The following is a 13,144-nucleotide window of genomic DNA, read 5'->3' as shown; positions in this document are numbered from 1 at the left end:
CCTATATACCTGCATGTTTGTAAATAATATCCATGTCTATATTAGCTCTAACTACTTCTGCTAGTTTTTCAAGCTCTTCTTCAAGTTCATCCCGAGTCTGAGATCCATCTTCACATTTTTTTGTTTTATCTGTCAGAGTATCTTCATCTGCTATATTCAGGTCTATGTATGGTATTATCCCTACTACAGGTATATCAATAAGCTTCTCCAGCATTTCGATCCCAGACTCAAGCAATGATCTATCGCCTCTGAATTTGTTGAACACAATTCCCTTTATCCTCCTTCTATCTTCATGTTCAAGGAGCATAACTGTACCATATACAGCAGCAAATGATCCTCCCCTGTCGATGTCAGTTACAAGAAGAACTGGAGCATCTGCAATCTTTGCCATACCCATGTTCACAATGTCATCTTTATTAAGGTTTATTTCAGCGGGGCTTCCCGCTCCTTCTATAATAACCAGCTCATTAAGGACTTCAATTTCCTTATACCTTTCTGTTATCATTTCTCTTAATACAGCTTTATCCCTAAAATACTCGGCAGAGGTCGTTGATCCGGAGTCATCACCATTGATTATAAGCCTAGAACTCAAGTCTGAATTTGGTACAAGTAGTATTGGGTTCATATTTTCGTGGGGTTCAAGACCTGCTGCCCATGCTTGAAGTGCTTGAGCAATTGCTATCATTTTGCCGTCTTTTGTCATGTGGTATTTGCTACTCATGTTCTGTGCCTTAAATGGGTAAACCTTTACTCCATCTTGCTTGAATATCCTGCATAAGGCTGTACATAGAATACTCTTACCTGCAGAGGAAGTAGTCCCCTGTACCATTATTGCTCCCATATCCTAACCTCCCTTTGAATTAAAAAAAGCACCTATCGTCAGATAAGTGCTAAAATACTTAATTATAGACATTTCTTATCCTTCGTAAGAAAAATGACGAATCATGTATCCTGACTTAGGTATCATTGCTAAATGCAGCCTTCCCGGTTACCCAGTGGCGTATAGCATCAGCTCCTCCAATACAGTTGCGAGACAGTGCGGGATTCTCACCCGTCTTCCATATATTATTCAGTTACTGATGATTATATATTATGCGATCCTATTTTGCAAATATAGGTTGCAATGACATCAGTACTCAAATAATTTATTGCTCTGAGATTATTTGAATTCTTTCAATCTTTTCAACATAGGCGTCAATATCAAACTTCCTCTCCAAGCCTTTATCATTCATATATCTTATTTTGCCGAATATTGGTCTTTCTGCCCAGGGTCTGTCGTGCTTCCCAAAGCACCAGGCTATTCCCGCGAAGCTGTTAGGATCTCTTCCGTCAAGTGCATATTTATTGTTAAGGTACAATGCAATATTGAAAGCCTCCTCCGGATTCATCGACCACTCTATGAATTTTTTCCCCCAGTACATCCTCATATAACCATGCATCTCCCCAGTAATTCTAAGCTGAGTTTGTGCTGCATTCCAATATGGGTCATGAGTTTCAGACATCTCAAGCTGCTCAAGAGTATATATCCAGGTTCTTTTATCTTTCTTATGCATCACTAATGACTGGGTAGCCCAGCTGGGTAAACAGTCATAGGTATCATAACGGTCATTATAGTATACGAAGTTGAAGGCAAGCTCTCTTCTCACTATTAGCTCATCTATGAAGTTTTCCTTCCCGGGAGAATCAATATCCTTTACTGCATTGTATATATCTATTGGAGAAATTTGCCCAAAATGAAGATAGGCGCTAAGACCTGAGGAAAAGTCCTTGTCCGGATGGTTTTTCAACGTATCATAATTACAAAGCTTATTCTCAATAAAATCATCCAGTCTTTTCTTTGCCTCAGAGTACCCTCCCCTTTTATTCTTTATCGGGGGTACGGATTTATCTATATCTAAAGTATTTAAAGCTTCATCAATGTCTGCTACTATCCCTTTAATATCGGATAAAAGTTCATTATTGAACTTGTTAGTTATAGTTGGAGTCTCTTCAAGGTCATTATACTCCTCAAGTCTTTGCATTATCTTTTTTCTTATGGTAGCAGCTGAGTATTCCTCTTTGATAGAAGCTTCCTCTATAGGAACAACAAGATCCGACTCAACCTGGTAAAAGGCACAACCTGCTTTTTCAGCAACTATTTCTCTCCAATGCCTTTCTACTCTTAAATAGCCTCTGTCAGTAACTATTACACTCGCCTTCTCACCAAGAAGTAATGCAGTCTCATAAGGGCTCCCCTTGGCAATTACAAATCCTATCCCTGCCTTCTCGAGATCTGCTTTCACTTCTTTAAGCCCCTCCATCATGAAGATGTAGTGCCTTAGATTAGCCTCAGGAAATCCATCGGTAAGTCCAAAGTAAACCAGAAGAGGTTTGCAAAGAACATTTGCCACTTGGATAGAAAAATAAAGGGCTTGGTTAGCCCTTGTTCTTTGAGAGTGCTGCATCCAATATAAAATGTAATCTCCATCCTTATTAGATGCTTTGTTTAGATGTTTTAGCCTGCTGGTGTGCATATATCTCTCCCCCAAATCATGCTGCAAATTCATTCTAAAGTGTAATAAGAGTTTTGAGAAAATTCATTATAGGCTCCTCAAATGCATGCACTACTTCGATCATGATCAGTAGAATTACAACTATCTCAAGATATTTCGACATCCTTGAGTGCTGTAGATCTGCAATTACCTCAGCTGTATCAAGAAGTGCATCGATTTTAGCATTTAGCTTATCATATCTATCGTCCAGTTCGTATAGCTCTGCAAGCTCATCAAAGAAAACCTCCGCTTCCTTTTCCTTCCAGGTTATGGATGGCTTATCCAGCATCATAATGTAGGAAATGGTGGTATGCTTGAATGCAAGGATCTTCCCAATGGCAGAAATCGTCCTCTTTTCACTTGTCTTCACCTTCCCATTTCTAAGGCTGACGACAGTTCCTTCTATCTCATCGAATACCCTGTCGATGTTAATCTCAATGATCTCAAGAGCTACAGACTTGGCAAGAACAAGAGCTGTCATATCTATGTGGAACTTCTTTATTATGTTATTCCTGTACTCCTGAAACTCCAGCTGGCTTTCCTCTGTTTCAGCGTCCTCAATTAATGTATATGTCTCAACCTCCCCATAGACTATGTCTGCGTTAATGCTCTTTATGCTTCCTGGGACTGCCTTGATTTCCCTGATGAATTCCAGCATTTCATCATCTTCATAGTTCAGGAATACAAGTACGCCAAAATGATAAAGATAAACGGCTTTACCTATAGTACTGTCCTTCTTGACAATAAGCGGTTCTTCCCACTTAATTTTCTTTGTGATCCCAAAATATTTCCCAATCTCTAGGATATTCAATTCACTGCATATACCCTTGGCGGTAAATTTGTACTTCATCATATTCTTCACTCTCTTTTCGTATAATCACTGCATAATATATACCCTAAGATGAACAAACTATTGCAGCATCACCGCTTAATTGGAAAAGGAGCAGTGTTTTCTGCTCCCTAGATTCTACTAATTTTATTAAGCTTCCTCAAGCTGCTCAATTACATATGTTGGAAGCGCAAAACAGCCTCTGTGAAGCTCTGTATTGTAGTATTTTGTATTTAATCCGAAGGACTCCCAGGATTCTGGCTTATGATCTTTTAATGGATCGAGTACTTTGCTTGCATATCCGAAAAGCCAGTGACCACTGGCATAGGTAGGCATGTGGAACTGGTATACCTTACAAACAGGAAATATTGCTTTAAGTTTTGCATGGGCCTTCTTCATCTCTCTTGCATAGTTTGGGTAATATGGGCTCTCGTGTTGATTGATCAATATCCCCTTATCATTCAGTGCATTGTAGCAGTCCGTATAGAATTCTCTTGTGAAAAGCCCTTCTCCAGGACCAATTGGGTCTGTCGAATCCACGAGTATCAGGTCGTAGTAACCTTTTTTTTCCTTGACATACTTTATACCGTCAACGTAATGGTGATGCACCCTAGGATCATCAAGCTTGCATGCTGTTTGAGGCAGGTATTCCCTGCACAACTGGACGACTCTTTCATCTATTTCCACAAAATCTATATGCTCAATATGGCTATACCTTGTAAGCTCTCTAATTGTTCCGCCGTCTCCACCGCCTATTACCATAATCTTCTTGATCTCAGGATTCACTGCAAGTGGCACGTGAACTATCATGTCATGATATATAAACTCGTCCTTTTCATTTACCATCATCAAGCCATCAAGGGTAAAGAACCTACCAAAATCATAGGACTCAAAAAAAGCGATCTTCTGGAATGGGGTTTCTTCTGAATATATCTGTGCCTTAACCTTTATCTTAAACTCACAGGTATCTGTACTTTTTTCCGAAAACCAAAGCTCCACAATATCCCTCCTCAATAGTCTATCCCGTAATTTCTTCCATAATAGATTTCGTGCATTTCTTCATTAAGCTTATCCAGTATGTCTCTTTTTTGTCTTCCTGTAAGATCCTCTTCCTTGATCTCAAAAAGGTAGTTGTCAAGCTCAAGCTCCTTAAGCATCATCTTCGTATGGAATATGTTCTCCTGGTAAACATTTACATCTATGCTGTTGTATTTATTAAGATTCTCTTTAGAGATATAGTCCTGTATTGAGTTGATTTTGTGATCCTTGAAATGCTTTGTTCCATCCAGATCTCTGGTGAACCCTCTTATCCTATAATCGCAAATTACAATATCTGAGTCAAAACTCTCAAATAGAAAATCAAGGGCTTTTAGAGGAGATATCTGACCACATGTTGATACGTCAAGATCTACTCTAAATGTCATGATACCCTTGTCAGGATGGTATTCTGGGTAAGTATGGACGCTGATATGACTCTTATCTAGGTGACCTATGACATTCCTTGGACTCGCAATAACTTCCCCCAAATTGCATGACGGATCCACACATACGTCAGGAAGTTTTTCCTCTGTAATAAGGAGGTTAACACTTGCTCCCTGAGGGACATAGTCCTGCTTTGCTATATTTAGTAGATTCGCACCAATGATCCTTGTTACCTCAGTAAGGATCTCAGTCAATCTGGTGGAATTGTATTGCTCATCGATATATTCGATGTATTTTTGCTTATCCTCAGGCGTTACAGCATAACATACGTCATAAATATTGAAGCTGAGAGTCTTAGTCAGGTTATTAAATCCATACAATTGTAGTTTTTCCATTTTCCATCCCTTTCATTCTGGAATAAATTGAAATCCATGATTATTTTACATTTTATGGACTGCTGTTGCAAGACTTTGACAAAAAAACCGAGAGACTATCCTCCTTGCTGCAAGTCCAGACTAGAGCTTCTTATTACTTAACTACCACTTTTCGTAGTGGATCATCTTCTTATCGTATCTATTTGTTGCAGGTTTGATCTCTCCAGGCACGCCTATTGGAAGCACTGCCACAGGAACTATGTTTCCCGGAAGATCAAGAAGCTCCTTAGTTTTCTCAACTCTATTTTTGTCAGGGTAAATGCCAACCCAAACTGACCCCAACCCCATCTCTGTTACTTGCAGGAGCATGTTCTGGATGGCAGCGGAACAATCCTGGATCCAAAAGCCTTCATACGTCTGACGATTTAGGTCTCCGCATACAACTATAGCAACAGGTGCTTCTTTTAGCATCTGTGCATACTGATGAAATTTAGGGAATTCAAGCATTGTCGATTTATTCCTAACAACTATGAAATGCCAAGGTCGTTCATCTCCAGCAGATGGAGCTGCCATGCCGGCTTTTATAATTTCCTCAACCATTGCGTCAGAGATATCGTTATCAAGGTATTTTCGAATGCTTCGCCTTTTGAATATTGAGTTCATCTTAATTCCTCCTGTTATATCAATATATTAGCTAAATAGATTTGAATGCTGCTACTCACAAATATGATAACATATTTAAAATCAATAAACCGCCTAAATCTGGCGGTTTATCGATAATTATAATATTTAATTACTGTTCCAAGCCCCTCTTCTCATCATTCCGCCCTGACCCTGCCCTTTTTGACCGCCAAAGCCTCCTCGGAAACCTTCACCATCTCTGTTTCCGAATAACCCGGTGCCCTGCATTACTCTCATCTGTGTTCCGTCGCATGCTTCAAGCTTAGCTATGATCTCATCTGCTCTTTCCTGAGTCAGTTTGCCAAGTCCTACCATTTCCTGAAGCATAGCCTTTTTCGCTTTCAGCATTTCCTCGCTGAATTTTATATAGAAGGATTCACCTTCAGCTAGTGCTAGCTCTCCAAACCTTTTGTCTTGCTCATTCCTGTAAGCATATGCCTCCTGCTCGGTCATCCCCTTCATTTCTCCAAATGTCTTTGCAGGACTCCAGCTTACTTCAGCAAATGCTACGCTCATCGTACCGAATAGCATAACTGCTGCTACCAATACTAAAACTGTTTTTTTCATCTCAACACACTCCTTTGTATTCATCTGTAACTGATGACTAAAGTATATATAAAAGTTATGTTGAAATTGTGATGAAAATATATATTTTTTGTTGGATCATTCCTTTTTTTTACTGATCTCAAACCAAAAGGTAGTACCAGCTCCAGGCTTACTTTCAACTCCAAATTCTGATCGATGGGCTTCAAGGATGCCTTTTACTATAGCTAATCCGATGCCTGATCCTTTAACTCCTGAACCGCTTTTGTCAACCTTGTAGTATCTTTCCCATATAAAGGGAATCTCCTCCTCAGAAATTCCTCTGCCTGTATCCCTTACCTCAAGCCTGACTGCAGTAGTTAAGTCCTCTATTAATATTGAGACTTTCCCTCCGGATTCAGTGTGGTTGATGGCATTTGTAATCAGGTTATGAAAGACCTGTTGTAGTCTTTTTGGGTCGTAGCGTGCAATTTGGGAATCCTTGTCTGTCAACAACACAAGCTCAATACCCTTCTTCTCTGCTGTCATGATGTATTTCCCAACAGCTGTCTGTGCATCAGCCACAATGTCTCCCTCTACTGGATTTATCTCAGCATAGCCTGCCTGGATTTGAGAGAGATTTAAAATATCATCTACCATTACCCCTAGTCTGTCAGTTTCCTCTATGATTACATCAAGACTTTCTCTTCTGTTATCTGTTTGTTCATATTGAACGTCTCTGGCAAGCTCTGCATAGCCCCTTATGAGTCCTAGTGGGGTCCTGAGCTCATGGGATACATTAGCGACTAAATCCTTCCTTAACTTGTCCAGCTTGGATAGCTGATCGGCCATCCTGTTGAAGTTTTTTGCCAGTTCGCCTAATTCATCCCTGGAAGATACCTCTGCCCGAGCATCCATATTCCCTTCCGACAACTGATTGACTGTTCGGTTTAGCTCTCTTACAGGCTTTAATAGCATCCTTGCAATAAAGGTACCTATAGCTGCTGACAGTATTAGAAGCAAAAGCGATATCCCAATCAGCTGGTCCTTCAATATACCGACTGTTTCGTTGATCGGTTCAGCAGGTATGGTACCTGTTATTATAGTTTTACCTCCCTGGATCATTATTGAGTAAGCTATGAGCTCTAGGTTCTGCCTTGGATGAGTTGTGCGAGTCAAGGCTTCCCCTGAGTTAAGTAGTTCATCCAGGTATGCACCCTTCAATATCCTGGAACCTGCCATTTGTCCACGCATGCCTCCAGGACCTCTAAGCGAGGTCATCCCGTCAAGACTGTATACTTCTATTGAAATATTCCTTGAGATGAGAACATTCTCTGCATACTCTTCAAAGTCAGTCATGTCTCCTGCTTCGTATAGACCAGCTGCTTCACGGAGGTTAGTCTTTAAAGTATCGACTATTCTATTTGTATAATTACTCTCAAGAAATACAGTTTGGTAAAACCAGATAGACCCAAGAGTTACTGAAACCAGGATAAGCATTCCAAGTATCAGCTTATAAGATATTTTTCTCATTTCCCACTTTCCTCCGGATGAAATTTATACCCGACTCCCCAAACTGTAGACACCATTCTCTTGTAGGCGCCAAGGCTTTCTCTTAGAACCTTGACATGAGTATCCACTGTCCTGTCATCTCCAAAAAAATCTATCCCCCAAACACTATCAAGGATCTGTTGCCTGGTAAGTGCTCTGTTTTTATTTTCAGCCAGATATATTAACAGCTCATACTCCTTTGGAGTCATTTTGACCTGAGTTCCGTCAATATAAACTGCTCTTGCGCTTGTGTCGATTCTCAAGCCTTCAAATGAGAACCCATCAGCTCCAGTATCCTTCAGCTTCATATTCCTCTTTGTTACGGCCTTGAGCCTTGCCATCAATTCCTTCGGGCTGAAGGGCTTTACCATATAATCGTCAGCTCCAAGTTCGAATCCAAATAGTTTATCGTATTCCTCACCTCGTGCTGTAAGCATTATAACAGGAACGTCGGAGCTCCTCCTGATGGTCCTGAGAACTGTCCAACCGTCTACTACAGGCATCATGACATCCAGTAGTACCGCTTCATATTCTCTCATCCCAAACTGCTCGATTGCTTCATTACCGTTGGATGCCTCAAAAATATTGTAGCCTTCAATAGCAAGATATTCCTTCAGTAATTTCCTCATCTTTATTTCATCATCAACAATAAGTATGTTCATTTTGATTTTTTCCTCCCTTGGAGATTTCTATACCCAATTAGAAATTTTTGTGTTCACTACAAGATATTATATTGGCTAAATGTGATAAAATTGTGTTATATAAAATATAGGTGGTGATTTATATGAGAGTTGAAATAAGGAATATGATTCCTGAGGATTGGGATGAGGTCTCCAGGATATACAGTCAGGGCTTGGAGGAAGGCAAATCAACATTTCAAACTGTTTGTCCCACCTATGTGGAATGGGATGCCTCCCATATCAGGGAGTGTAGATTCATATTGGAGGTTGATGGCTCTGTTGCGGGTTGGGCAGCATTGAGTCCAACATCTTCAAGAGCCGTTTACAGGGGTGTTGTAGAGGCAAGCATCTACCTGGACTCAAAATTCAGATCACTGGGTCTAGGAACGATCCTTCTTTCTCATTTGTGTGATGAATCCGAAAATCAGGGCTTTTATAGCCTATATGCATCAATTTTTGAAACCAATAGGGCTTCGTATAATATGAACCTTAAATGTGGTTTCAGAGAAGTTGGTTACAGGGAGAAAATTGCTAAGGATAAGTTTGGAACTTGGCAAAACACTATCATAATGGAGAGAAGAAGCAAGAATATTCTTTGATGAAAGGGAGATTTTGTGTTAGATAAAGGTACTGACTTTAATAACGAAGTATTCAAGAAACTGAATGAGGACCACAATAAACTATACAGATTCGTGCTTGACTACCATGACTATATCTACTCCTCAAGAGATTATGGCACCGGCGATATCCTTTCGATGATGGAGGCTCATGTTTTGACTGACATTGTTGACTCACCAGGTACAACTGTTACGGAGTTGGCTAAGGTTTGGGACAGGACTGCAAGTGCAATATCGCAAACTGTTCGAAAACTTATGAAAAAGGGATATGTATATAGAGAAAATTCAACGCAGGACGCTAAGGTATTCTTCCTTTATCCAACAAAATCTGCAAAGGAATTTGCAGAAGCACATAAGCAATTTGATACAAGGAATATCCTAAGATCAATGAAGATGCTTAGAGAGGATTTTTCTGAGGAAGAATTGGAAATATTCTATTCTATTATCGATAAGTACAGCGACATCCTTAAACAGGGAACGATATAAAAGGTAGCTCCATAACCGGAGCTACCTTATTGTTTACTTACAATGTTAAATAATATTATTCATATCTTTTCTCAACATTTCTTCTAAATGAGGTTCTGGAGAATATATATCTACTGAAAAGGTCCAAAGCCATGGCTATCCAGATCCAGTATAGTTCAGCCTTAACAACGTAAGCTAGAATTAGTACAAGCGGTATCCTGATAAACCATATGCCGAGTATTGTCGTAAACATAGGAACATTTGGATAACCTGCTCCTCTCAATGCTCCATTATAGAGACCTGCCAAATTTTGCGGCAGCTGGGATATCCCCATCACAATAAGATATACGCTTCCTATGGCTATCATCGACTGATCTGTTGTAAGGAGTCTCATTACCAGCCCCGGAATAAACACCAATATTGCTCCCATAACCAGGGTGATTGCCACTACCATCTTTCTTAGCTCACTCATATAGGTCCTGGACTGTTTGAAGTCGTTAGCTCCAAGGTGCTGACCGATAAATGCAGTTGCTGCTATCGAGAAGCCTGCAGCCGGCATATATGATATGGATTCTGCCTGAAGACCCAATTGGTACGAGGCATAGGCTGTCTCACCATAGGTGAGAACTGCTTTGGTTAAAACAACAGAGGACACCTGCCACAGTAATATCTCCATAGCTGAAGGAAAGCCATACCTTATAAGCTCCCTGATTGAATAGCCGGTGAAAGAAAATCCCTTTGAGTCCTTGGGCTTAAGCTTTCTTGTTGCTCGCATCAGCATTATTATACTGAAAACAGCTGCACTCAGCTGTGCTATATTGTAAGCATAGCCAGCGCCTCTTATGCCAAGCCTTGGCAATCCAAAATTTCCGAATATCAAAAGATAGCTGAATACTATATTGATTCCATTCATAATACCTACTGCGTACATTGGAATCTTTGAATTTGTCATTCCTTGAAATACACCTGCTGAGAAAACAACCAAAGCCATCAGAGGTATGCTGTAAGAAATTATGCCTGTAAACATCAAAGCATCCTCAAGAAGTCCTCCTCCGCTGCTTAAAAAGCCTATTAGGTACTTAGCAAATCTGAAAACTATCTGCTGTACAAAAAGGGACAACAGCAAAACCGCCCCTGCTCCTTCAACGATGAGCCGGTACATCCTATTTGAGTCATTTGAACCATAATACCTTGATATGGCTGCAGATGCGCCTATTCCTATGCCTCTGAATATAGCCCATGCCATCCTGAAGATAATATTTCCTATCCCAACTGCACCAACGGCAGCAGCGTCAAGTCTTCCCATGAATGCCATGGTTACTGTTCCTGCGATCATCTGAAGCAGGTTCTCTGATGTTATGGGGACTATCATTGCCAGTATTCTTTTTCTTATGCTTTTGATCATTTCATCTGACATATTTCTCTCCGATTAATTAAAGCTCCATTTGTCCAACTTAAGTAAGTATGCTTCTATGGACAAATGGAGCTTATTTTTTTAAACTACACCATTGCTGCTATTTCTTCAGCCGAAGGTAGATCTCCAAGGTTTCTAGCATACTTAGCGTATACTATTGTACCAGTTTCGTCAATAATAAACAATGCTGGTAATTGTAATTCTTCACCTTCATAATCGCCATGCTCAAGGCCTCTTTTTTTAGCCCTGTTTATTTTTGATAATGTCTTCACTCCACCGACAAGTTTTGTCATGGATCCAGCTGCATTAATTTCAAATTCCTTATACAGCTCCCCTTGAGGATCACATATGATCTCATAAGGAAGAGGATCTTTGTCAAGCTTCTCCTTGAGGCTTATGGGATCTGACTGGAGCACTACCTTGAGGACTGTATTCTTTTCTGTGAACTTCTCAAAGTTTTCCTTCAACTCCAGAAGGTCCAATTGACATACAGTGCAGCCGTAGTATCTATTGAACAGAATAGCGGACTTTTTACCTTTTATCTTTTCAAGATAGCTCATACCGCTTTCATAAGCAGTGTTATATATTATCTCTGGCATCTTCATGCCTGCTGTCAATTTCAAAAGATCAACTCCTATGTTTTTAGTAACCAATCCATCCTATCATGTTCAAGAAGTATATTATTACAAAGGATATTAGAGTCATTATTATTACTATAGGCAATGACCACTTGAACCACTTTTGGAATGGAACCCCTGCTGCAGCACATGATCCGACTGTCCAGCCAAGAGCTGGTGATATGATGTTTGTAAAACCATCACCAAACTGGAATGCCTGCACTGCGATCTGTGGGTTCATTCCAAGTACCTCTGTTATTGGCTTTATTATTGGCATGAGTATAGCCGCCTTACTTGATGCTGATGGAATTATTGGATTGATTATAGCAATAATACCTGTAAGTCCTATAGCTGAAATCCCTCTATCTAGTGACATCAAAGGTTTAGTCATGTTGTATACTATAGTGTGCAGTATCTTACCTTCAGCCATTACTAGGGATACTACCCTAGCCATACCAATTATGAATCCAACGAATGCCATACCTGCAAGTCCCTTTGCATACTCGTCACCAATCTTATCCCAGGACATCTTAGCTATTAGTCCAGATGCAATTGCAGAGACTGTCTGAGCTGCTACAAGGAAGTTATATGTTGCCAATGCATTTGGTGCCAGGAATATTGAGTAGTAAACTATTACTACATACTGACCAAAGAATATAATCATTATTAGAATATCTCTCCAGGTCAACTTTGATTCCTTGATTACAGCTTCTCCACTTTCGTTTATAGATGTAAGCCATTCGGTATTACCCATAGCTGATTTGGAAGGATCTTTTTTAATCTTCTTAACATACCACATAACGTATACTATGGCGATAACCATGTAGATGTTCATTATAATGAATCTCATTCCGAATCCTGAATATACAGGAACGTCCATCAGGTTTTGGGGTATGAGAAGCTTGTTTGGTCCAGTACCAAATCCAACCATTGTGGCGAATGTAGTTACAGCAATCGCCATTATTGGGTCGAGCTTTAGTTTTCTAGCAAACACAAGACCCATAGGTATCAGAGCTATGAGGAAGTCTCCACCTCCAAATCCTCCCAGGTAAACCATCATAACTATCATGATTATGATCAGTGTGTTCTGGCCTTTATCTTGAAGCTTATAGGTTGCCCAGCTAAGGAAGTTATCGATAGCTCCTGTTGCAAGGATTACACCTATTGAAGCTCCACCAACAAGTACTGTCATTATTATAACTGCTGATCCTACAAGACCATCCTGCATCAGGAACAATGCTCTAAGAGGACTTACAGGACTTTGTGTTCCCACATAGTTGAAGTTGGTTCCGTCTATTTTCCCGCCTTCAAGTACTGCAAATTCGCCCGCTGGGATTATGTAGGTCAATGCGCTCATAATAAGTATAAGGCCCATAAGGATCCACATAAGGTGAGGTAATTTAAACTTCTTTCTTTCTTTTTTTGCTTCAGACATTTTTAA

The 13,144-nt window shown here is 40.1% G+C and carries 14 protein-coding genes and 1 riboswitch; of the genes, 2 read left to right on the top strand and 12 right to left on the bottom strand.

Features of this window, described 5'->3' with window-relative positions; genetic code table 11:
- Position 1: 1 nt before the first annotated feature.
- The 9 genes from AC4PHB_RS11205 to AC4PHB_RS11165 all read right to left on the bottom strand — a co-directional run bounded on the left by AC4PHB_RS11205 (position 2) and on the right by AC4PHB_RS11165 (position 8,572).
- A complete protein-coding gene (locus tag AC4PHB_RS11205; protein ID WP_492136510.1) occupies positions 2 to 841 on the bottom strand; it encodes a cobyric acid synthase in 840 nt (279 codons plus the stop codon).
- A gap of 85 nt (positions 842 to 926) precedes the next feature.
- Positions 927 to 1,108, bottom strand: a riboswitch (cobalamin riboswitch).
- A gap of 37 nt (positions 1,109 to 1,145) precedes the next feature.
- Positions 1,146 to 2,513 (bottom strand): deoxyribodipyrimidine photo-lyase, encoded by a 1,368-nt coding sequence (locus AC4PHB_RS11200; RefSeq protein WP_492136509.1) that lies wholly within the window; start codon positions 2,511 to 2,513, stop codon positions 1,146 to 1,148.
- 34 nt (positions 2,514 to 2,547) lie between these two features.
- Positions 2,548 to 3,384, bottom strand: coding sequence for an RMD1 family protein (locus tag AC4PHB_RS11195; RefSeq protein WP_492136508.1), 837 nt, complete (start codon positions 3,382 to 3,384; stop codon positions 2,548 to 2,550).
- 126 nt (positions 3,385 to 3,510) lie between these two features.
- A complete protein-coding gene (speE, locus tag AC4PHB_RS11190; RefSeq protein WP_492136507.1) occupies positions 3,511 to 4,359 on the bottom strand; it encodes a polyamine aminopropyltransferase in 849 nt (282 codons plus the stop codon).
- 11 nt (positions 4,360 to 4,370) lie between these two features.
- Complete coding sequence (speD, locus tag AC4PHB_RS11185; protein ID WP_492136506.1) at positions 4,371 to 5,177, bottom strand: adenosylmethionine decarboxylase; 807 nt, start codon at positions 5,175 to 5,177, stop codon at positions 4,371 to 4,373.
- Between the two features lie 141 nt (positions 5,178 to 5,318).
- Complete coding sequence (locus AC4PHB_RS11180) at positions 5,319 to 5,819, bottom strand: nitroreductase family protein (protein WP_492136505.1); 501 nt, start codon at positions 5,817 to 5,819, stop codon at positions 5,319 to 5,321.
- A gap of 126 nt (positions 5,820 to 5,945) precedes the next feature.
- Positions 5,946 to 6,404, bottom strand: coding sequence for a DUF2680 domain-containing protein (locus AC4PHB_RS11175; protein ID WP_492136504.1), 459 nt, complete (start codon positions 6,402 to 6,404; stop codon positions 5,946 to 5,948).
- A gap of 96 nt (positions 6,405 to 6,500) precedes the next feature.
- A complete protein-coding gene (locus AC4PHB_RS11170) occupies positions 6,501 to 7,892 on the bottom strand; it encodes a sensor histidine kinase (protein ID WP_492136503.1) in 1,392 nt (463 codons plus the stop codon).
- Positions 7,889 to 8,572, bottom strand: coding sequence for a response regulator transcription factor (locus tag AC4PHB_RS11165; protein WP_492136502.1), 684 nt, complete (start codon positions 8,570 to 8,572; stop codon positions 7,889 to 7,891). The genes AC4PHB_RS11170 and AC4PHB_RS11165 overlap by 4 nt, the downstream gene beginning before the upstream one ends.
- A gap of 122 nt (positions 8,573 to 8,694) precedes the next feature.
- On the opposite strand from AC4PHB_RS11165, the gene AC4PHB_RS11160 reads away from it, so the two are divergent.
- Positions 8,695 to 9,189: a GNAT family N-acetyltransferase gene (locus tag AC4PHB_RS11160; protein ID WP_492136501.1), complete on the top strand. Its 495-nt coding sequence runs from the start codon at positions 8,695 to 8,697 to the stop codon at positions 9,187 to 9,189.
- 15 nt (positions 9,190 to 9,204) lie between these two features.
- A complete protein-coding gene (locus AC4PHB_RS11155; protein WP_492136500.1) occupies positions 9,205 to 9,693 on the top strand; it encodes a MarR family winged helix-turn-helix transcriptional regulator in 489 nt (162 codons plus the stop codon).
- 55 nt (positions 9,694 to 9,748) lie between these two features.
- Here AC4PHB_RS11155 and AC4PHB_RS11150 read toward each other — a convergent pair whose 3' ends face one another.
- The 3 genes from AC4PHB_RS11150 to AC4PHB_RS11140 all read right to left on the bottom strand — a co-directional run bounded on the left by AC4PHB_RS11150 (position 9,749) and on the right by AC4PHB_RS11140 (position 13,138).
- Positions 9,749 to 11,089: an MATE family efflux transporter gene (locus AC4PHB_RS11150; protein WP_492136499.1), complete on the bottom strand. Its 1,341-nt coding sequence runs from the start codon at positions 11,087 to 11,089 to the stop codon at positions 9,749 to 9,751.
- 83 nt (positions 11,090 to 11,172) lie between these two features.
- The gene (locus tag AC4PHB_RS11145) at positions 11,173 to 11,709 is read right to left on the bottom strand and encodes a redoxin domain-containing protein (RefSeq protein ID WP_492136498.1); all 537 of its coding nucleotides are present in this window, start codon (positions 11,707 to 11,709) and stop codon (positions 11,173 to 11,175) included.
- 19 nt (positions 11,710 to 11,728) lie between these two features.
- Positions 11,729 to 13,138 (bottom strand): Na+/H+ antiporter NhaC family protein, encoded by a 1,410-nt coding sequence (locus AC4PHB_RS11140; protein WP_492136497.1) that lies wholly within the window; start codon positions 13,136 to 13,138, stop codon positions 11,729 to 11,731.
- Positions 13,139 to 13,144: the final 6 nt, after the last annotated feature.

This window comes from Gudongella sp. QWL-04 (assembly GCF_058683975.1).
The sequence above is the reverse complement of the archived record's forward strand: the minus strand, read 5'-3'. Positions and strand labels throughout refer to the sequence as shown.